This window comes from Pantoea sp. alder81, from assembly GCF_020179835.1.
Classification (GTDB): domain Bacteria; phylum Pseudomonadota; class Gammaproteobacteria; order Enterobacterales; family Enterobacteriaceae; genus Pantoea.
Genome location: NZ_JAIUDA010000005.1, coordinates 203,899 through 223,842 on the forward strand (window position 1 = coordinate 203,899; position 19,944 = coordinate 223,842).

Consider the following 19,944-nt stretch of genomic DNA (forward strand, 5'->3'; position numbering starts at 1 on the left):
CACAGCCATCGCCGTTCCACGCTGATAAGAAACAGGAAAAATATGAGTCAGACCGAGAAACAATCTCTGCCTGCTGGCATGTTGGCCGCCGCAGGGATCGTGTTTGGTGATATCGGTACCAGCCCGCTTTACACGCTGAAAGAGTGCCTGTCGATCCTGCCAGATGGCTCGATCTCAACCACCGCTGTGATGGGTTTTCTGTCACTGATTTTCTGGGCGCTAACCCTGATTGTTACCCTGAAATACGTCTGCTTTGTGATGCGCGCCGACCACGATGGTGAAGGCGGTATTTTGACGCTGATGTCGCTGGCTCGCCGTAATGTCGGTCCGAAAATTGGCCACATCATCATCCTGGCTGGTTTGACGGGTGGCGCATTCTTTTACGGTGATGGCATCATCACGCCGGCGATTTCAGTGCTCTCCGCCATTGAAGGTATTGAAGTGGTTTCTCCGCATCTCGACAAATATGTGGTGCCGCTGGCCGTGGTGATCCTTTCCCTGTTGTTCATCATTCAAAAACACGGAACGGAAAAAGTCAGTAAGGTGTTTGGGCCGGTGATGTTTATCTGGTTTGTTTCGATTGGCTTACTGGGCATTCGCGGCATCGCACTCAATCCCACAGTATTGCAGGCGCTTAATCCCAGCTATGCGCTGACCTTTTTACTGACACATGAAGCTCTCGCCTTTGCCGCGATGGGCATGGTGGTGCTGGCCGTCACCGGTGCTGAAGCGCTGTACGCGGATATGGGGCATCTCGGCAAAGCGCCGATTCGCCTGGCGTGGCTGGTGATTGCCATGCCTGCACTGGTATTGAATTACTTCGGTCAGGGCGCGCTGGTGATTGCGGACGCAAAGGCGGTCAACAACCCGTTCTTTAATCTCGCACCGGGTTGGGGACAGATTCCACTGATTGTGCTGTCAACGCTCGCCACGGTTATCGCGGCGCAGTCGGTGATCACCGGCGTCTATACGCTGACGCATCAGGCGATACGTCAGGGTTTTCTGCCACCCATGCGCATTGTGTTCACCTCTCATACTGAATCTGGTCAGATCTACATACCCGTAGTGAACTGGCTATTGTTTGTGGCGGTTACCGTGATTGTACTGGCGTTTCGTCAGTCGTCCGCCCTCTCCTCCGCTTACGGTATCGTGGTGACCGGCACCATGGTGATCACCGCCTGTCTGGCCGGCGTGGTAGCGCTGCGTAACTGGAAATGGCCACTGCCGCTGGCGGTGATATTCCTGCTGTGCATGCTGACCATTGATGTGCCGTTGTTTGCAGCCAACCTGATGAAACTGCTGTCAGGCGGTTGGGTACCGGTACTGATGGCGCTGACGATGATGGGATTGATGCTGATCTGGAGCACCGAGCGTAATCGGTTAATCAAGAAATTGAATAACGATCCGGAAAGTCTGCAGGCGCTGGTGAAATCACTGGAAACCAACCCGCCGAGTCGCGTACCGGGTACCGCCATCTTCCTGGCGCGCAAAGAGTTTGAGATCCCGCAGGCGCTGCTACATAACCTCAAGCATAATCGGGTGCTGCATAAACGCGTGGTGTTGCTAAACATCCGCACCACGGATACCCCGCGCGTGCATAATCAGAAGCGCCTCACCATTACCCAACTTTCGCCATCCTTTTGGCAGGTAACGGCAGCATACGGCTGGCGAGAGGTGCCTTCGATGGCGGAAGTTTTGCACCTGTGCGGGCTTGAAGGTTTTGGCTGTACAGTCAATGAAGCGTCATTCTTTACTTCGCACGATACCCTGGTGATGAAAAAGCGCCGAGGACTGGCCAGAATAAAAGGCGGCATCTTTCACTTCTGCCAACGCAATGCGCTGCGTGCGCATGAGCAATTTAATATTCCACCCAATCGGGTTATCGAGTTAGGCGGTCAGCGCGAGTTTTAACAAAATGGGGCGTAAATTACGCTCCATTGCGTTAATTGTGCTGCGACAAATGTAACCAGATGAAAGAATATTCCCGAAAGTTTATCAGAGTTGTGGCTGAACTTTTCTTAACAACTAATTAGCAATTTTAGCTAAAACGCATAACCTCAAAAGGTGTTTATTAAGCCTACCGGCACCGATTACCCGCCGTGCGCAACTGCCGGAATCAATAAACAGACTATCAACAATAAAACGCGTAGCTTTGAAATCGGCTCAGTAGTTTTTTGAGGAGTAAGACCATGAAAGAACTTATTAATGATGTTATCTCAATTTTCACACCGCAAAATGTTCAACCGGTTTTGGTTCGCGCTGATTTAACCCATCGTGAATTATCATCTATTCATCCTGTGGGCTTCACTTCCGTTAGCTGGGCCACCTCAATGGAAGAGCTGACCGATGCGATTGTGAAAAAAACGCTGGCAGCAGGTGCCGTGGGTTATCACATTACCGATGTTGAATCCCATGAGCCGGGCCACGATGGTCAGCATGTGATGGCGGCTACCGCAACCCTGTACCACATCAATAGCAAAGTGGCGTACGGCTAATGTTAACCACCCCTTCGCTGTTGCATTTAAGCCTGCCACTCCCGTGACAGGCTTTTTTCTGCAAAGTACTCAGCGAGAAAATCGATAAACACTTTTATGCGCGGCGATTCAGATGTCCGTTGCGTATACACCGCCCAGATATTCGCCTGCTGGAACCACTGAGGTAAAACATGGACCAACTCGCCGGTTTCAAGATAAGGCGCTACATCCCACGCCGAGCGAAGCGCAATCCCGTGTGACTTCAACGCCCAATTCAAAATGACTTTGCCACTGTTTGACGAATAATGGCTGTTAAGGCGGCACAATACCTGTTGCTCACCATCAGTCAGCGCCCAATTACCGAATGAATTGTTCTTTTCATTGATAATAAGACAGCTGTGATTAATTAAGTCATCCAGTGAATTGACGGCACCTGAACGGGCTAAATATTCAGAGGATGCGCAAAGAACACGTCGATTTGCGGCCAGTTTGCGCGCGATATAAGAGTGATTCAGATTATCGCCAACCTGAATATCCACATCGGTACCGGACTGCATCAGATCAATCTCTCGATCGCTCAGAATAAGTTTGATATTTAAAGACGGATGCTGAGAAATAAACGCCGAAATGGCATCAGAAAGGTAGGCCTGACCAAAACCCAGTGAACAGCCGACGGTCAAATCTCCGCTCAATTCACCGCGCCATTGCTGAAAATTGCTCAGAAACGTATCCATCTCCTGCACCACTTGCAACGCGCCTTCCAGCGCTTTCTCACCTTCTGGCGTGAGTCGCATCACGCGGTTGGTGCGAAAAAATAGCCGCGTATCGAGTTGCTTCTCAAGAATGGCAATACGTTTACTGATATACGAGGGAGACTGGCCCAACTCCACGGCAGCACGACCAAAGCCGCCATGGCGCGCCACACTGATAAATACATAGAGATCTTCGACAGAGGGCCAGCCCTGCAGCGGTTTCTGAACGTTTTTTCCGGCAAGCAAAAGCTTCATATCAACACGCGGTTAGCCAACATCGAGCGGTTATAACACAGAATCGAGAAAGCCCTGAAGCTGCGTTAAAAACACCTCCGGGACCTCTTCCTGGGGAGAATGTCCACAAGGCAGCGCACTGCCCTGCACATCAATGGCTTTGTCCTGCCAGGTGGCAACCACATCGTACAGTTGGCCGACCGTGCCCTTTTCCCCCCACAGCAACTGCAGCGGGCAAACGATGCGTTTGTCGCTATCCTCTGCATCGTGCTCTAAATCCACCGTGGCGGCCGCGCGATAATCTTCACAGACGGCATGGATCATCTCGGGCTGCTGATAACAACGCAGATAATCATTGAACACTGCTTCTGAAGTCGCACCCGGTGTTTTGAGTTGACCGTCAATATGTTTCCGCAGAAAGAAAGCCGGATCCTGGCCGATCATCGTTTCGGGCAGTGGATAAGGTTGGATCAGAAAGAACCACCAGAAATAGCGCGTGGCAAAGTCTTTGTTGGTCTGTGCATACATGGTGGCAGTCGGGGCAATATCGACGAAAGTGCAGCAGGCCACTTTTTCCGGATGGTCGAGCGCCAGCCGATGTCCCACCCGCGCACCGCGATCGTGCCCAACAAACGCGACGCGCGACAATCCCAGCGCATCAATCAACAGGCTAATATCATCGGCCATGGCACGTTTAGAATAGGCCAGATGTCGTTCATCGCTGGCGGGTTTATCGCTGTCGCCGTAGCCGCGCAGATCGGGCAGGATCACCTGATACTTCTCTGCCAGTTGCGGAGCGATTTTACGCCACGCCAGATGGTTTTGTGGATGACCGTGCAACATCAGCAGTGGCGTACCTTCGCCGCCCATCGCCACGCGCAGCGTAATACCGTTGGCCAGTGTCACTTCTTTTAAGGCAAAACCTTCGATAAACGGCGATGCGCCGCAATCCTTAATTCCACTCATGCTGTTTGTCCTTTAACCCGCTGCAGCCAGGGGCGCTGCGCAAAGTGCCGATGTTCAAACTGCGCAATGTCAGACTCGTATTGTAGTGTCCAGTCAACCGCACTGCCGCCGCCCATTAACATCTCACGTTTCAGCGCGCTCACCTCAAAATGAAACACCTGCTGGTTGCAGGCGATGGTCTTATCTTCCAGCGAAACCGTGATTGAATTGTGCTCAGCATCAGCGGTGGCCACGCTGAGCTGCTGATAGGCTTCTTCACTCAGCGTCAGCGTCAATACGCCGTTGCGCTGGCAGTTATCGTCGAAGATGCCGGCAAAGCTGGTGCCGATGATGGCGCGGATGCCCAGCTGATTCAGTCCCCACACCGCATGTTCGCGGCTGGAGCCGCAGCCAAAGTTGGGTCCCACCAGCAAGAATGCCGCATTTTTTCCCGCAGGCTGATTGAGGATAAACGCGGGGTTCGCGCTGCCGTCGGGTAAAAATCGCAGGTCAAAGAACACTCCGCGATCTAATCCCTGGCGATCGATGCCCTTCAGAAACTGTTTTGGCATGATTACATCAGTATCAATGTTGGCGGCCGGCAAATGGGCAATGCGTCCGGTGATGCTGTTAAAGGCGTCCATGTTAAACCTCTGCTGTCTTGAAGTTGCGTACATCTACCAGATGACCGGCCACCGCAGCGGCGGCGACCATCGCCGGACTCATTAAATGAGTGCGCGCGCCCGCACCCTGACGGCCGGCGAAATTGCGGTTGGTGCCTGAAGCACAGCGGTCACCGGGTTCCAGCACATCTTCATTCATCGCCAGACACATGGAACACCCCGACTGCCGCCACTCAAATCCTGCATCGATAAAAATACGTGCTAACCCTTCCGCTTCTGCCTGAAGTCGCACCTGCGTAGAACCCGGCACGATAATCCCGCGCACGTGTCGGGCGATTTTACGGTCGCCAATCACCGCGGCGGCGGCGCGCAAATCTTCGATTCTGCCGTTGGTGCAGGAGCCAATAAAGGCATGCGTGATGGCAATGTCTGACAAACGCATGCCAGGTTCCAGCCCCATGTATTTCAGTGCAGCTTGCATGGCCTGCTGTTTGATCAAATCGGGTTCCTGCTGAGGATCGGGTACGCTATCCCCGATAGCACTAGTTTGATCCGGGCTGATGCCCCAGGTCACTTTAGGTTCGAGTTCGCTGCAATCCAGCTCAATCGAACGGTCGAATTTAGCCCCGACATCACTGCGCAAAGTCTTCCATTCGGCCTTTGCCTGCTCCCACAATGCACCTGTTGGCATCTGTGGTTTGCCCTGGATGTAGGCGAATACCTTTTCATCTGGCGCGATAATCGCTCCGCGAGCACCGGCTTCGACAGCCATATTGCACAGCGTCATGCGCCCTTCCATACTCAGTGCGTCAATCGCAGGGCCGTCAAACTCGATGGCATAACCGGTTGCTCCTGATGCGCCGATATCTTCAATCAGCGCCAGAATGATGTCTTTCGCCGAACAGCCGTAAGGCAGTTCTCCCGTCACCGTGACTCGCATGGTTTTTAGCGTGCGATAAATCAGGGTTTGCGTGGCGAGCAGATGTTCAATTTCTGACGTTCCGATGCCGAAACCTAATGCGCCAAATGCGCCATAGGTGGTGGTGTGGCTGTCACCGGCGGCGATCACCATGCCGGGCATGACCAGCCCTTGCTCATGCGCGACCACATGTTCGATTCCCTGGCGCGGATCCATGACATCAAACAGTTCGATACCAAAATGCGCGGCATTTTGACGGAAGTAATCCACCTGCAGCTGCCCGCCTGCATCGGTCATCGCGTCATCACGCTCAGGACGCGTGGGATTAACGTGATCGACATTGAGCAGAATGGTTGCCGGATGACGCACCGGACGTTGATGCTCTCGCAGTCCGCTAAACGCCTGCGGACTGGTGTATTCGTTGAGTATTGACCGATCAATATAGAGCAACACATGCCCTTCATCGTCTAACTGACGTACCACATGCTGATCGATCAGTTTTTCATACAGTGTTTTGCTAGCCATGCGATTGCCCACATAAAAGTATTAACAAGTCATTAGAGACTCTAAGGTAATACAGTTGTGGTTCAGACAGTGAACACAGTACGTGAAGTGATGGTTTATGAAATGTGTTGTATGGGCGACCTCAATGCCGCCCATAAGGGTATGACGCTACTAAAAACGCTCGAAGCGATAAGGGGCGGGATCGATAAGCGGCGTATGTCCGGTCACCAAATCTGCGGCTAGCTGTCCGGCCGCGGGTGATGTCCCAAAACCATGACCGGAAAAACCAGTGGCCAGCGTCAGCCCCGGCATCGAGGCGACAGGACCGATCACTGGATTCGAATCAGGGGTAACATCTATCACGCCAGCCCACGACTCCGCCATCTCCGCCTGCTGGAACACCGGCCACGCCGCGCGCAGGTTGCGCATCGCTTCCTGGTTCAGTGCTGGATTGGCAAGAGGATCAAGCGTGCGGACCTGCTCAAAGGGTGAACGCCGATCGCTGCGCCAGCGACGTGCCAGTGCAAGATCCTTCATAAAGTATTTGCCTAATGAAATACGCAGGTTGTCTCGTGCCTGACGTAGCTGAGGCATATAACGTGTGCCGATCAATAGATGATCAAGCGTTATTGGCGCATCCAGCGCACCGCGTTGAGTGATGATAAAGCCACCGTCCTGGTGTTTACGGAATGAAAAATCAGGGGCGCCCACGGCGATATTGGCCGGGCCTTCCAGCGGTTTGGTGCGCATCACCGAGCAAATCAGCGGCAGCGTTGGCAGACTAATACTGTGATTACCAAGGAAACGACGCGACCAGGCACCTGCCGCCAGCAACACCTGGTCACAACGTATCTCACCGCGCTCAGTCATTACGCCACTTACCTTACCGCTGCTGGTGACCAGTCCACGCACCGCACAGTGATCCATGATAATCGCCCCCCTGGCGATGGCGGCATTCGCTATCGCGCTGGCCGCTAGCGTCGGTTCTGCCCGCCCGTCAGAAGCGGTATAAATCCCGCCCGCCCATTTCTCCGCGCCGCCTGGCACCTGTGCTGCAATTTGCGCGTGGCTCAGCAAGTGCGTATCCAGACCAGCGGCACTGACGCCGCTTAACCATTTTTCATGCAGTGACATCTGCTGCTCGTTGCGTGCCACAAACATAATGCCAGCCTGACGATAGCCCACGTCACTGCCGACACGCGTGGCCATCCCAGCCCACAATCGGTCAGCGGCCTGCGCCAGCGGGATATCCTCCAGCGCACGGCTGGTTTTACGGATCCAGCCGAGATTACGGGAAGACTGCTCGCCCGCAATCCGCCCTTTTTCCAACACCACGACCGGAATATTGCGCTCCGCCAGCGTCAGTGCAGCGGTCAGCCCTACAATCCCGCCGCCAATAATTACCACCGTGGTGGCATCCGGCAACGTTTGCGAAGGCGTGACCGGAGAAATAACAGGTGCCATAGCGCATCTCCCGCCCCTAAAGGGCTACGGTAATTTCCTGAACCTGAGCGTTACCGGCACCGCGATAGGCCGTGACTTCCAGTTCAACTTTATAAACGGTCGATCCCAGCGGCGGGCAAGTGACTGTCGAGGCGGGATTAACTCCGCGGAACTTCTCACCAATGATCGCCATCACTGCAGGCACATCCGCCGGATCCTGAATAAACACGCGCGAGCACACCACATCCTGTAACGAGGCATCAATGGCCGCCAGCGCGGCTTCGATATTGGCAAACACCTGCAGAGTCTGCTCACGCAGGTCTTCGGGAATCTCTTTGGTCTGTGGGTTACGACCGGCGGTGTTGGAGACATAAATCCAGTTATCCACGGCCACGATGCGCGAATAACTCGCCTGCTCTTCAAATTTCGAACCGGTTTTTACTTTGATGATGTTGGTCATGATGTTTTCTCAATTAATAAATGAATTAGCTTAAAACCGGTGATTCCCACAGGTTAAGTTTTACGCCGATGCCTTTTTCCAGCGCGTTGCGATACAGCACCGTGCCCCAGGCCACATCTTCCACCGGCATACCACCGACAGACATGATGATGATTTCGCTATCGTTTTGGCGGCCTGGTGCCTCGCCGGCGACGATCTTGCCGATATCCTCCAGTTGCTCCGCCTGCAGCTGCCCTTCAGCGACCATATCCATAAAACGCACACCAATGATCGGCACGCAGCGATGCGCAGGCTTGGGCACTTCCTCAAACCAGGCGTGATACAGACCGGTGTTATCCAGCACCTTGCGCACATCGGGTTGTTCCATGCCTTCATCGATATTGCACAGCGCGGGCATGGCGAGGAAGGCGCCCGGCTTCACCCATTCACGTTTCACCAGCGGATAAGTGGTGGGATCACCGACTTCACCCGAGCTGCAATAAGTGACAATGTCACTGTCGCGTACCACCGCTTCCAGCGTATCGACAATCTCCACCTGCTTAATTTGCGGGTAGGTCTCCTGCACCCAGGTGAGGAAGTTATCGAGGCTGCGCTGACCGCGTCCTTTGACTTTGATAGTGTCGATGTGCGGGCACACAGCGATAAATGCCGCCACGGCGGTTTTTCCCATCACGCCCGGTCCGAGCAGACCGATCACGCGGGAATCCTTACGTGCCAGATGACGTGCGCCGACGCCCGGTACCGCACCTGTGCGATAAGCCGACAGCAGATTGGCTGACATATGCGCCAGCGGTGCGCCGGTGTCCGCATCATTGAGGGTGAACATAAGAATCGAGCGTGGCAGCCCTTTCTCGCGATTGGCGATGTTGGAGCCATACCACTTAACCCCAGCGGTACCGAAATTGCCGCCAAGGTAGGCAGGCATCGCCATCATGCGGCGATCGGCAGTGGGTTTTGGCATCGACGGGAACGGGGAATTTTCCGGGAAGGTCACCATCGCGCCGTGTGAGTCATTATTGGATCCGGCCATGCGATAGTCGCCGTGATACAACAGGCCAAACATCTCTTCCATGGTATCGACACAGGCGGCCATATCGGTCACGCCCGCACGAATCATGTCTTGCTCCGACAGGTAAATAAAATCAATCCGGGTTGAATCACTCATTAGTCGCCTCTTCAATCAGTCTTTTGGTCTATTTCCCGCTGTAGCGAGCACTGCCATAAATAGCGATTTCACTGGCTAAACCGTCTTAGGTGTCGATGGTCTTCGCTGCGTGAAATAGAAATAGCCTGTTGGTTGTCCTGCTGTATTGAATATTTGCGACATGAGGAATCCTCGGCGTGGCACAGCACTTGCATCATTCAAAAGGTAAATAGCCCGCAGCGGAGCCCGCCATGACACAATTGCCTTTATATCGCCACAATGGATTTCAGCCCGAGCAGCCCTGGTTTGTGCTAAATGCCGCGCAGCATTACTCTCTGATTGCTTCAGACAATCCGGCTATTTCCCATTTCTACAGTTTTGATGTGGCGCAGAGTGCCAGCATGACGCTGGCGATCCCCGACGGCTGCGTGGATATCGTGTTTGATTGTGATGCGCAGCGCCCTGCTGCACGCGTATGTGGCACCACGCTGGAAGCGCGCGGTGCCGATATGCAGCATAATCATCACTATTTTGGTGTGCGTTTCGCGCCAGGCATCATTCCTGATTTCCTCGATGTGATGGCAGAAGAGATTCCCGATCGCGAGTTCAATTTCCTTGATGTGGTGCCGGATGCGCGACTAGCCTTTGAACAGATCGTGCAGACGCGCGATTTTTCGCAGCAGATTGCCTTGTTCAACGCTTGTTTCACGCCGCGCCTGGTGCGCAAAGCTTCCGCCGTAACCTCATTGATTATCCACACCATGCGCCAGCAGAAAGGCAACATTCGCATTGATCAACTGGAAGCGCTGACCGGCTACACCTGCCGCACCATTCAACGCCAGTTTCGTCAGGACACAGGGATGTCTCCCAAGGCTTTCAGTCGTATTTTGCGCTGCCAGTCGGCGCTGGGCAGCATTCATCTGCAGCTGGAAATGTCGTTTAGCGACCTTGCTTTTGATCTTGGATTTAGCGATCAGTCGCACTTTCTGCGCGAGTTTAAAAAGTTTGTTAGCACCACGCCCTGTGATTATCAGCGACGTATTTCACATGATGCCTATTTCCATCGTTTGCGTTTCCACTGAGCACTAAAAGAGTGCAGCGTTGCACTGTGACGCTGTCCGATTTTTTCTATCCGTCAGATACTCAGCTGAGAAATGATGCCGCTATGTTACCTGCCTCAGGCGGCAAAGATTGCCTGAGAACTTTCTCTAAGCGGTTGAGGGCTTTGGCGATGAATACGGATTCAGGCTTACGCAAAAATACGTTGGGTTTGTTTTCTCTGGTCTTTTTTGTCGTCGCGGCAGCCTCGCCGCTGACAGGCGTGGTGGGCGGCTTGCCGGTGGCGATTATTTCTGGCAACGGCGGTGGCATTCCGGTGTTTTATATTCTCTCATGCATTATTTTGATGTTATTCGCCGTGGGCTTTATTGCCATGAGCCGCCATGTGAATAATGCGGGAGCCTTTTATACCTATATCTCTAAAGGCATGGGCGAAAACTGGGGCGCATCCGCGTCAGTTTTAGCATTGATGGCGTATATTTCCATTCAGATTGCCATCGTGGCGATGTTGGGATTCTTCACGCAGCTATTTATTGAAGAACACTTTTCTGCCCATATTCCCTGGTGGGCATTGAGCATGCTATTTGTGCTGGTGTGTTGGGTATTGAGCATCAAACGTGTCGAGGTCGGTGGCAAATTACTCGGTATATTAATGCTGGCGGAAGTGGCCATCGTATTACTCACCGACGTCATGCTGCTGATCAAAAAAGTCGGCCCATACAGCTTCCAATCGTTTGAGCCGTCGGTGTTTATGCAGGGCAACCTCGGCATCGCTTTTATTTTCACCATCGCGGCGTTCATCGGTTTTGAATCCACCGCCATTTATGCGGAGGAGTGCCGTGACCCACACAAAACTGTGCCGCGTGCCACGGTATGCGCCCTGTTGCTGATCACGGCATTTTTCTGTTTCACCAGTTGGTCACTGGTGCAGGCATACGGTTTTGATCAGATTGTTGCGATTGCCAGCAAAGATCCCGGTAACTTCGTGTTTAACATTACACGGCAATATGTCGGACAGTGGGCCGTCGAAACCATGTCGGTATTGCTCATCACCAGTTTATTTGCGGCGGCGCTGGCGTTTCATAACAATATTTCACGTTATTTGTTCAGCATTAGCCGCGATGGTTTGATCTGGAAAGAGTTGTGTAAAACCCATCCCACTAACGGCACGCCGCACAACGCCAGCCACGTTCACAGCGTGATCATGCTGATGCTGCTGGCAGGTATGGGCAGCGCGGGTCTGGACCCGATGGTGCACATCTTCGCCATTGGTTCTGCCGTCGCCACACTGTGTATTTTGATTTTACAACTGGGCGTCTCCGCTGCCGTGGTGCTGTTCTTCCGTCGGATGGACAATAACGAAAATCAATTCACCGTATTCTGGGCACCGTTGCTGTCAATGGTGTGCATGAGCGTGACAATTATTTTGGTGGTCAACAATCTGCAATCCTTAAGCGGCAGCGATTCCAGCGTGGTTAAGATGATTCCCTGGTTCATTGCTGGCTGCGCATTGATGGGATACGGCATGTCGCTTAAACGCAATTTTAAGGTGCGCGCTTAGTCATTGCTGTGGTGCGCAGAAATGCGCACCTATTGATGATGTAAATAAAACACCCATCGCTAAGGTGTTTTATTTGACCTAAGTCGCGAGGCTCGCTATAAAGAATAACCGCGCAGTACCCACGGATATATCTCCCTACCATTCGCATTTATTGCTTAAATTCCCACCACATTGGTTTTATGTAAGTTAAGTAATTAACACCAATACTTTATTAACTAAAAACAAGTTAATCTTTTCGTAACAATCTTTTAATTTGCAAACCGAAAATTTAACGTTCACCTGCAAAGTACAAAGATCAGGATCAGAATGACTCACTCTAAAAAAATCGTGTCTGCCCTTTCGCTGGCAGCGCTGCTTGTTTCTTCAGTGGTCCACGCTGAAAACGCACCAGAAAAAACCGATGTGTTGTTGATTGGCGGCGGCGTCATGAGCGCCTCACTGGGAACCTGGCTACAGGAACTGCAACCAGGCTGGAAACAGCTGATGGTTGAGCGTCTGGATGGCGTGGCGCTGGAATCCTCTAACGGCTGGAACAACGCCGGTACCGGTCACTCTGCGAATATGGAACTGAACTACACGCCAGAGCGTGCAGACGGTTCAATCGACGTGAGCAAGGCGCTGGAAATCAACGAATCCTTCATGATTTCCCGTCAGTTCTGGACCTCACAGGTTCAGCGTGGTGTGATGCATGACCCGCGTTCATTCATCAACTCTACGCCGCACATGAGCTTTGTCTGGGGCGATAAAAACGTTGAGTATCTGACTAAGCGTTACGATGCACTGCAGAAAACCACCCTGTTCCAGGGTATGAAATTCTCAACCGATCACAAGCAGATTGAGCAGTGGGCTCCGCTGGTGATGGAAGGTCGCGATGCCAATCAAAAAGTGGCAGCCACCTGGACGCCAGTAGGTACTGACGTTAACTACGGTGAAATTACCCGTCAGTTGATTGGTAGCCTGAAGAAAGACCAGAACTTCAAATTAGAAACGTCTTCAGAAGTCACTGATTTCAAGCGCAACAGCGATAACTCATGGCATGTCACCATCAAAGATGTGAAGAGCGGTGAGAACCGTTCGGTTGACGCGAAATATGTGTTTATCGGTGCAGGCGGCGCGGCAATCAAACTGCTGCAGAAAACCGGTATTCCTGAAGCGGATAACTACGGCGGCTTCCCGGTGGGTGGTTCGTTCCTGATGACTGAGAATCCAGAAGTGACCAGCCGTCACCTGGAAAAAGTGTACGGCCAGGCTTCAGTCGGTGCGCCACCGATGTCTGTTCCACACATCGATGCCCGTAATCTGGACGGTAAGCGCGTGGTGCTGTTTGGACCGTTCGCGACCTTCTCCACCAAGTACCTGAAAAACGGCTCTCTGTTCGATCTGTTAAGCGCCACCACCACCAGCAACATCATGCCAATGACTCACGTCGGTATTGATAACTTTGACCTGGTGAAATACCTGATTGGTCAGGTGATGCTGAACGACGACGATCGTTTTGCCGCGCTGAAAGAGTATTACCCGAACGCACGTAAAGAAGACTGGAAACTGATCCAGGCGGGTCAACGCGTTCAGATCATCAAGAAAGATGCGGATAAAGGCGGCGTGCTGAAACTCGGTACTGAAATCGTGACCGATCAGCAGAAAACCATTGCTGCTCTGTTGGGTGCATCACCAGGTGCTTCTACTGCTGCGCCAATCACCCTCGACGTGATGAAGAAGTTGTTCCCGGAGCAGTTCGCTTCTCCTGAATGGCAAGAGAAGATCCGCGGCATCATCCCAAGCTTCGGTCAGAAACTGAACGGCAACACTGCGCTGACTCAGCAGGTCTGGGACAACACCGCAGCTACGCTGCAGTTGACCAAACCACCGGTGATCAACATGGGTGACCAGTCAGTTGCTCCTACGCAGGCTAAGCCTCGCGCAGAATCCGCCAAGCAGGATATGGCGCTGTAATTCCCCCTCGCGTTAATGAAGAAAGCCGGACAATGTCCGGCTTTTTTTTTGCTTTTAATAAGGCAATGACGCAGGGCAGACAGCAATCTTTAGCGTGCTAAAATTAATTTTCATAAAATGAGGCAAAGACATGGCTAAATCTGCATCATTAAGTGTTGCTAATAAGGTATGCGAACTGGCCGAGGTTCACCGGGTGACTACTCAACAAGATGGTATTAGTCGTATGGCTGTAGCCATCACTTGCGTGACCGAAGACATAGTTGAACTTGATATGATCGAACAACTTCTGGTTAATCTTAAGAAAAAAGGCATTTTGACCAAGGTAGAAGCATTGGAGATACAAGGCTTCTACCTGCGTGAAAGAAGACAATTCAGTAAGGTTAGCGCAGAGCGCTGTGAAGCAAGAATCGAGGACAGACAATGAAAATTTTGATGGTTCTGACATCACATGATGAGTTGGGTAACACCGGCAAAAAAACCGGATTCTGGCTGGAAGAGTTTGCCGCACCCTACTTCGTGTTTAAAGATGCGGGTGCCGAAGTGGTGTTGGCTTCTCCGGCTGGTGGACAACCGCCGCTGGATCCAAAGAGTGATTTACCTGAATTCCAGACTGCAATGACCGCGCGCTTCAAATCTGATGCGGCGGCACAACAGGCGCTGGCCAATACCGTGAAGCTGGCAGGCATCGATCAGCAAGATTTCGATACCGTCTTTTACCCTGGCGGCCACGGTCCACTGTGGGATCTGGCGGAGTCAGCAGACTCCATCCAGTTGATTGAATCTCTCGATCGTGCCGGTAAGCCGATTGGTTTTGTCTGCCACGCACCGGGCGCGTTGCGTCATGTGAAAGCTGCGAGCGGCGCTCCGTTAATTCAGGGTAAGCAGGTCACTGGTTTCACCAATAGCGAAGAAGCGGCCGTTGAACTCACCGACGTGGTGCCTTTCCTGATTGAGGATGAGTTCATCAAACTGGGTGCGCATTATCAAAAAGGCACTGACTGGGCGCCGTTTGTCGTAGAAGACGGTAATTTGATCACCGGGCAAAATCCGGCCAGCTCAGAAGATGTTGCCAAAGCACTGCTGCTGCAACTGGCAGCACAACAGCCTTAATCGCGTTGAAGCGCATCACTGCTCTGGCGGTGATGTGCTTTCATCTTGTTAACCACCCCATTAATGAAATTTTCTCATAGGTGCTAGTAGAATGGCGCGCCTAATCAATCCCTTCCGCCTTTGTTAAGCTACTCCGCAACCCCTTTTCAATCACTGTATTCAAGCCCTGGCACCGCACAGGTCCTTTCCTTTCCTCATAAAAAGACACTATGGATATCAAAACTACAACGCATCCTCCGGATATGAAAACCGGCATCACCTTTATTATTATTCTTAGCGCGCTGATGGCATTCACCTCGCTCTCAACCGACATTTATCTTCCTGCCATGCCCGCGATGTCAGCCGCGTTACACGGCGATTCGGAACTGACGGTCACCGGATTCCTGATTGGCTTTGCCATCGCACAGTTAATCTGGGGCCCGATTAGCGATCAACTCGGCCGAAAAGCACCGCTGTATATAGGCATGATTATCTTTGCTGTCGGTTCTGCGGGATGCGCACTCTCCAGCGACATGACTCAGATTGTCTTCTGGCGCGTCATTCAGGCCGCTGGCGCCTGCACCGGCCCGATGCTGGCGCGTGCGATGATCCGCGACCTTTTCACCCGCACGCGTGCTGCGCAGATGCTGTCGACGCTGATCATTGTCATGGCGATTGCGCCTATCGCGGGGCCATTAATGGGCGGGCAAATCATTCGTTACTCCCAATGGCCGGTGATTTTCTGGTTTCTGGCGGTAGTCGGCGCATTGATGTTCGTTTCACTGCTCTGGCTTCCTGAAACGCTGCCGGCAGAAAAAAGGGTAAAGGCTTCACCACTGCAAATAATGCATAATTATCGCGCGTTGCTGCAAAATACAAAATTTATGCGTTTTACCTTATGCGTCACTTTTTACTACGTTGCCGCTTACGCCTTTATTGTCGGATCGCCTGCGGTGTATATCAGCTATTTCGGTATCGATCCGCAACATTATGGTTGGCTGTTCGCCATTAATATCCTTGGACTGGTGACAGTCAGCACCGTCAATAAACGTTTAGTGCAAAAGGTACGGCTTGAGACGCTGCTGAAATCCGCCTCTTTTATCGCCGCGCTGATGACATTAGTGATGTGTTTTGTACTGAAAACGCATCCGGCTGCGTTGGCGGGATTGGTCATCTGTATCTTCATTTTCTTCTCAATGAACGGAATTATTGCGGCTTCTGCCACCGCGGCTGCGCTCGATGCCGTGCCGAATGCCACGGGTTCCGCCTCTGCGCTTATCGGTTCATTGCAATACGGCAGCGGAATTGTTTCCTCACTGCTGCTGGCCGGACTTAACAACGGCACGCCATGGATCATGGTGAGTATTATGACAGTATTCACCCTGCTCAGTTTTCTTAGCACTCTTGGCGGTGGGAAATCTCAGCCCAAAATGGCAGAAATTTAATGCTACGGTGAAACATTAAATATGGCATTAAACATTTGGTGCGGTGAGTTCAGCATGCAATTGCTAAATTTAAAATAGTCGGTAACGTCGTGGCTTCATCTGCTAATAAAAACAAGCGAGCTTAATTAATTAGCAATATTCAGTCTTCATTCCTTTCTTACACCGTGGATAACGATACATTTGAAGGTTATTTAGTTTATCAGGCTGATAATAACCATGCTCAACCGGGGATTCTTATTGCTCCCAACTGGATGGGTGCCACCGCTGATGCAGCTGAACAAGCCAAAGCCATTGCCGCCCACGGCTATGTGGTGCTGGTGGCTGACCTGTACGGTCAGGGTCAACGCCCAACCAACGGCGAAGAAGCAGGCGCGATGATGATGGCAGTGAAAGACACACCAGCCGAAGTGGCGCGCATGCAAGCAGCCCTCAGCGCATTGCGCACTCAAACCACCGCCCCCGTCAACGCGGATAACGTTGCGGCTATCGGTTTCTGCTTCGGCGGCCATTGCGCGCTTGAACTGGCACGCAGCGGCGCGGATATCAAAGCGGCCGCCTCTTTCCATGGTACGCTGGATACCCAAGGCGCTTATGACAGTCATACGATTCAGGCTTCACTGCTGGTGCTGGACGGCGCAGCCGATCCCCTGGTGCCGCGCGAGCAGTTAGCCGCCTTCGCGAATGAGATGAACAGCAAGGGCGTTGACTGGCAGTTGGTGAGCTTTGCGGGTGCGGTGCACTCATTCACCGATCCGAAAGCCGGCAACGCTGGTGTGTCACAGTATCACCCGGAAGTCACTCAGCGTGCTTTCAAACGCCTGTATCAATTGCTGGATGAAGTGTTTTAATGACGCGGCGGGAGGCCAAATGGCCTCCCGTAAAACAGCATTAACCGAGGTGTTGGTTAAGTAAATCCTAACCCGTCTATTACGTCCTGCAGGCAGGCATCTGCCATCGATAATTTGAGGGGGCCGTACCTTTCGCTACGGCCATAGTGAATAGAGTGAAGGGTGATGCATCATCCTTCACTGACTAACCTGGCTCAGGCATAGAGTTCTGCTTTACCCGCCGAAGAGAATAAACGCATCTTGTGAGCGACAACTTCTCTCGCTGCTGCCATCGGTTTAAGGAACAATTCACTCGGTTCATGACTGCCACGTTTAATCTCATCTTCGAGCGCAACAAAGAACGCTTTCTTCATGTCGCTGGAGATATTGATTTTCCCTACACCGTGCTGAATAGCTTCTGCCACTTCACTGTCTTTATTGCCTGACCCGCCATGTAATACCAGCGGAATATCCACGCGTGCAGCGATCTCTTTGAGTCGTGGGATATCCAGTTTCGGCTGTTTGCCAACAGGATAAAGGCCATGTGAGGTTCCAATCGCCACTGCCAGTGTATCGACGCCGGTTTCTTTAACGAACCGCGCTGCCTGGTCAGGATCGGTATAAAGGATCTCACTGTGCCCCCCTTCCGAACTGCCTTCAGCAACGCCGATGGTGCCCAACTCCGCTTCGACTGAAACCCCTGCTGCATGCGCTATTTCCGTCATTTTTCGCGTCAGGGCGATGTTGTCTTCAAACGCGAGCAAAGAGGCATCAATCATCACCGAGGTATAACCGGTCTGAATGGCTTTGATATTGTGTTCCAGTGACTGACCATGATCCTGATGAATAACCACCGGCACGCTGGCTTTAGCGGCTAGTTCGCGTAAATAAACAATAAAGGCATCACCGCAAAAATCATGCTCAACCGGATGCACTTCAAGAATTACTGGTGAACGTAACTCCTCTGCTACTTCAATCACCAGGCGCGCGAATTCTGCTGAAGCGATATTAAAGGCCCCCACGCCAAACTTATTATTTTTAGCCACGCTCAAAAGATTCTTCATGTTGATTAACATCTTTCACTCCTTCAGTCAGGGTCTGATTAACGTCTTTTTTAATGACACGTAGGATTACTGCAGTGAACAAAGCCCCAGCAGCAATCGCGAAGATATAAGCGAGTACATGTGTAATTACATTAGGAATAAACAGTACGAACACCCCGCCGTGTGGTGCGCGAGAAGCACAGCCAAGCCCCATTGAAAGTGCACCGGCTAAACCAGAACCTGCACAGATGGCGGGAATAACGCGCAGTGGGTCAGAAACTGCGTAGGGAATAGCGCCTTCGGTGATAAATGAGAGCCCTAATACATAGGTGACTTTTCCGGTTTCACGCTCTTGCGCCGTAAATTTACGTTTGAATAACGTGGTCGCCAGTGCAATACCGATCGGAGGTACCATGCCCGCAGCCATACAGGCCGCAATCGGTTCATAGATTCCTGTCGACATTAATCCGATGGCAAACATACAGACGGTTTTATTTAATGGGCCACCCATATCAAATGCCACCATAATGCCAATCATTAAGCCCATTACCGCAGCATTCATATTCCCCATGGTTTGCAAGAAGGTGGTCAATGCCTCTAGCAACAATTTGATAGGCTGACCAATGACCAGAATCATCAATGCACCGGTCAGTAGCACCGTCAATAATGGAACGATCAGAATGGGTTTGAGCCCGGCTAAGGCTTTAGGCAGTTGAATATATTTTACGACAAATAGCGTGATATACCCGGCGAGAAACCCTGCAAACAAGGCACCTAAAAAACCAGCGCCGGTATGCACCGCTAACATGCCGCCTACCGCGCCAGAAACAATACCGAGGTTACCGCTGATGGATTTGCTGATCCCGAGGGACAATATCGGCAGCATCAGCGCGAAAGCCGCGCCGCCTCCGACATCGGATAACATTTTGGCAATGGGGCTGAAATTGGCATCACCCGGGGTAGCGGCCGTGATACCGAATGAGAAACTGAGTGCAATTAAAATCCCGCCAGCCACCACAAACGGGATCATCAGATTCACGCCGGTGATCAAATGGATATAAAGTTGAGAGGCTAATGACTTTCCACCAGAGAAATTGGGTGCATCATCAATCCTGACTGAGGAGGTCTCACCGGCTAATTCGGGTTTTAGTGCACCGTTCAGAATATTATTCAACAAGCCAGTGGCATCCTTTGCCGCACGTGCAACCGGAACTTTGAATATACGTTTTCCTTTAAACCTTCCGGTATCAATAATTTTATCCGCCGCGATCAATACTGCGTCGGCATTATTAATATCATCGTCAGTGAAATGGTATTCACTCTCCACTGCCCCATGGGTTTCCACTAAAATATCTATACCCATTTTAGCCGCGCTCTTTTTAAGATTCGCTTCGGCGATATAGGTGTGTGCTACGCCTGTTGGACAGGCGGTAATCGCAATGAGTCTCATGATAAAACTCCCGATAGGA

18 protein-coding genes are annotated in these 19,944 nt (G+C 52.0%); 9 read left to right on the forward strand and 9 right to left on the reverse strand.

The window, feature by feature from the left end; genetic code table 11:
* Window positions 1-42: 42 nt before the first annotated feature.
* Both kup and LBW88_RS15650 read left to right on the forward strand, forming a co-directional pair.
* The gene (gene kup / locus LBW88_RS15645) at window positions 43-1,911 is read left to right on the forward strand and encodes a low affinity potassium transporter Kup (RefSeq protein WP_224933176.1); all 1,869 of its coding nucleotides are present in this window, start codon (window positions 43-45) and stop codon (window positions 1,909-1,911) included.
* A gap of 278 nt (window positions 1,912-2,189) precedes the next feature.
* Window positions 2,190-2,495, forward strand: coding sequence for a DUF1471 domain-containing protein (locus tag LBW88_RS15650; RefSeq protein ID WP_034823979.1), 306 nt, complete (start codon window positions 2,190-2,192; stop codon window positions 2,493-2,495).
* A 26-nt stretch (window positions 2,496-2,521) separates the two neighbouring features.
* Here LBW88_RS15650 and LBW88_RS15655 read toward each other — a convergent pair whose 3' ends face one another.
* From LBW88_RS15655 to LBW88_RS15685, 7 genes are all read right to left on the reverse strand, one after another.
* Entirely contained in the window at window positions 2,522-3,481 is a 960-nt protein-coding gene (locus tag LBW88_RS15655; protein WP_224933175.1) for a LysR family transcriptional regulator, read from the reverse strand.
* Window positions 3,482-3,511: 30 nt separating this feature from the next.
* Window positions 3,512-4,426 (reverse strand): alpha/beta fold hydrolase, encoded by a 915-nt coding sequence (locus LBW88_RS15660; RefSeq protein WP_224933174.1) that lies wholly within the window; start codon window positions 4,424-4,426, stop codon window positions 3,512-3,514.
* Window positions 4,423-5,049, reverse strand: coding sequence for a 3-isopropylmalate dehydratase small subunit (gene leuD / locus LBW88_RS15665; RefSeq protein WP_224933173.1), 627 nt, complete (start codon window positions 5,047-5,049; stop codon window positions 4,423-4,425). The genes LBW88_RS15660 and leuD overlap by 4 nt, the downstream gene beginning before the upstream one ends.
* 1 nt (window position 5,050) lies before the next feature.
* Window positions 5,051-6,472: a 3-isopropylmalate dehydratase large subunit gene (gene leuC / locus LBW88_RS15670; protein WP_224933172.1), complete on the reverse strand. Its 1,422-nt coding sequence runs from the start codon at window positions 6,470-6,472 to the stop codon at window positions 5,051-5,053.
* A gap of 150 nt (window positions 6,473-6,622) precedes the next feature.
* Complete coding sequence (locus LBW88_RS15675; RefSeq protein ID WP_224933171.1) at window positions 6,623-7,915, reverse strand: NAD(P)/FAD-dependent oxidoreductase; 1,293 nt, start codon at window positions 7,913-7,915, stop codon at window positions 6,623-6,625.
* A gap of 16 nt (window positions 7,916-7,931) precedes the next feature.
* Window positions 7,932-8,354, reverse strand: coding sequence for a RidA family protein (locus LBW88_RS15680; RefSeq protein ID WP_224933170.1), 423 nt, complete (start codon window positions 8,352-8,354; stop codon window positions 7,932-7,934).
* 25 nt (window positions 8,355-8,379) lie between these two features.
* Window positions 8,380-9,519, reverse strand: coding sequence for a tyramine oxidase subunit B (locus LBW88_RS15685; RefSeq protein WP_224933169.1), 1,140 nt, complete (start codon window positions 9,517-9,519; stop codon window positions 8,380-8,382).
* 230 nt (window positions 9,520-9,749) lie between these two features.
* Here LBW88_RS15685 and LBW88_RS15690 point away from each other — a divergent pair, with 230 nt between their 5' ends.
* The 7 genes from LBW88_RS15690 to LBW88_RS15720 all read left to right on the forward strand — a co-directional run bounded on the left by LBW88_RS15690 (window position 9,750) and on the right by LBW88_RS15720 (window position 17,453).
* Complete coding sequence (locus LBW88_RS15690) at window positions 9,750-10,580, forward strand: helix-turn-helix domain-containing protein (RefSeq protein WP_224933168.1); 831 nt, start codon at window positions 9,750-9,752, stop codon at window positions 10,578-10,580.
* A 149-nt stretch (window positions 10,581-10,729) separates the two neighbouring features.
* A complete protein-coding gene (locus tag LBW88_RS15695; RefSeq protein ID WP_224933167.1) occupies window positions 10,730-12,118 on the forward strand; it encodes an APC family permease in 1,389 nt (462 codons plus the stop codon).
* A gap of 306 nt (window positions 12,119-12,424) precedes the next feature.
* Complete coding sequence (gene mqo, locus LBW88_RS15700; protein ID WP_224933166.1) at window positions 12,425-14,071, forward strand: malate dehydrogenase (quinone); 1,647 nt, start codon at window positions 12,425-12,427, stop codon at window positions 14,069-14,071.
* A 130-nt stretch (window positions 14,072-14,201) separates the two neighbouring features.
* Window positions 14,202-14,495: a hypothetical protein gene (locus LBW88_RS15705; protein WP_224933165.1), complete on the forward strand. Its 294-nt coding sequence runs from the start codon at window positions 14,202-14,204 to the stop codon at window positions 14,493-14,495.
* The gene (locus LBW88_RS15710) at window positions 14,492-15,181 is read left to right on the forward strand and encodes a type 1 glutamine amidotransferase domain-containing protein (RefSeq protein ID WP_224933164.1); all 690 of its coding nucleotides are present in this window, start codon (window positions 14,492-14,494) and stop codon (window positions 15,179-15,181) included. The genes LBW88_RS15705 and LBW88_RS15710 overlap by 4 nt, the downstream gene beginning before the upstream one ends.
* Before the next feature lie 209 nt (window positions 15,182-15,390).
* Entirely contained in the window at window positions 15,391-16,605 is a 1,215-nt protein-coding gene (locus LBW88_RS15715) for a multidrug effflux MFS transporter (RefSeq protein ID WP_224933163.1), read from the forward strand.
* Window positions 16,606-16,769: 164 nt separating this feature from the next.
* Window positions 16,770-17,453 (forward strand): dienelactone hydrolase family protein, encoded by a 684-nt coding sequence (locus LBW88_RS15720; RefSeq protein ID WP_224933162.1) that lies wholly within the window; start codon window positions 16,770-16,772, stop codon window positions 17,451-17,453.
* Between the two features lie 194 nt (window positions 17,454-17,647).
* Here LBW88_RS15720 and LBW88_RS15725 read toward each other — a convergent pair whose 3' ends face one another.
* Both LBW88_RS15725 and LBW88_RS15730 read right to left on the reverse strand, forming a co-directional pair.
* Window positions 17,648-18,508 (reverse strand): ketose-bisphosphate aldolase, encoded by an 861-nt coding sequence (locus LBW88_RS15725; RefSeq protein ID WP_058961368.1) that lies wholly within the window; start codon window positions 18,506-18,508, stop codon window positions 17,648-17,650.
* Complete coding sequence (locus tag LBW88_RS15730) at window positions 18,471-19,925, reverse strand: PTS fructose transporter subunit IIC (protein ID WP_224933161.1); 1,455 nt, start codon at window positions 19,923-19,925, stop codon at window positions 18,471-18,473. Before LBW88_RS15730 ends, LBW88_RS15725 begins: the two co-directional genes overlap by 38 nt.
* Between the last annotated feature and the right edge of the window lie 19 nt (window positions 19,926-19,944).

Bases quoted from the DNA above. Each gene is read 5' to 3' on its own strand.
- kup (WP_224933176.1), top strand. From the start codon at position 43: ATGAGTCAGACCGAGAAACAATCTCTGCCTGCTGGCATGTTGGCCGCC.
- LBW88_RS15650 (WP_034823979.1), top strand. From the start codon at position 2,190: ATGAAAGAACTTATTAATGATGTTATCTCAATTTTCACACCGCAAAAT.
- LBW88_RS15655 (WP_224933175.1), bottom strand. From the start codon at position 3,481: ATGAAGCTTTTGCTTGCCGGAAAAAACGTTCAGAAACCGCTGCAGGGC.
- LBW88_RS15660 (WP_224933174.1), bottom strand. From the start codon at position 4,426: ATGAGTGGAATTAAGGATTGCGGCGCATCGCCGTTTATCGAAGGTTTT.
- leuD (WP_224933173.1), bottom strand. From the start codon at position 5,049: ATGGACGCCTTTAACAGCATCACCGGACGCATTGCCCATTTGCCGGCC.
- leuC (WP_224933172.1), bottom strand. From the start codon at position 6,472: ATGGCTAGCAAAACACTGTATGAAAAACTGATCGATCAGCATGTGGTA.
- LBW88_RS15675 (WP_224933171.1), bottom strand. From the start codon at position 7,915: ATGGCACCTGTTATTTCTCCGGTCACGCCTTCGCAAACGTTGCCGGAT.
- LBW88_RS15680 (WP_224933170.1), bottom strand. From the start codon at position 8,354: ATGACCAACATCATCAAAGTAAAAACCGGTTCGAAATTTGAAGAGCAG.
- LBW88_RS15685 (WP_224933169.1), bottom strand. From the start codon at position 9,519: ATGAGTGATTCAACCCGGATTGATTTTATTTACCTGTCGGAGCAAGAC.
- LBW88_RS15690 (WP_224933168.1), top strand. From the start codon at position 9,750: ATGACACAATTGCCTTTATATCGCCACAATGGATTTCAGCCCGAGCAG.
- LBW88_RS15695 (WP_224933167.1), top strand. From the start codon at position 10,730: ATGAATACGGATTCAGGCTTACGCAAAAATACGTTGGGTTTGTTTTCT.
- mqo (WP_224933166.1), top strand. From the start codon at position 12,425: ATGACTCACTCTAAAAAAATCGTGTCTGCCCTTTCGCTGGCAGCGCTG.
- LBW88_RS15705 (WP_224933165.1), top strand. From the start codon at position 14,202: ATGGCTAAATCTGCATCATTAAGTGTTGCTAATAAGGTATGCGAACTG.
- LBW88_RS15710 (WP_224933164.1), top strand. From the start codon at position 14,492: ATGAAAATTTTGATGGTTCTGACATCACATGATGAGTTGGGTAACACC.
- LBW88_RS15715 (WP_224933163.1), top strand. From the start codon at position 15,391: ATGGATATCAAAACTACAACGCATCCTCCGGATATGAAAACCGGCATC.
- LBW88_RS15725 (WP_058961368.1), bottom strand. From the start codon at position 18,508: ATGTTAATCAACATGAAGAATCTTTTGAGCGTGGCTAAAAATAATAAG.
- LBW88_RS15730 (WP_224933161.1), bottom strand. From the start codon at position 19,925: ATGAGACTCATTGCGATTACCGCCTGTCCAACAGGCGTAGCACACACC.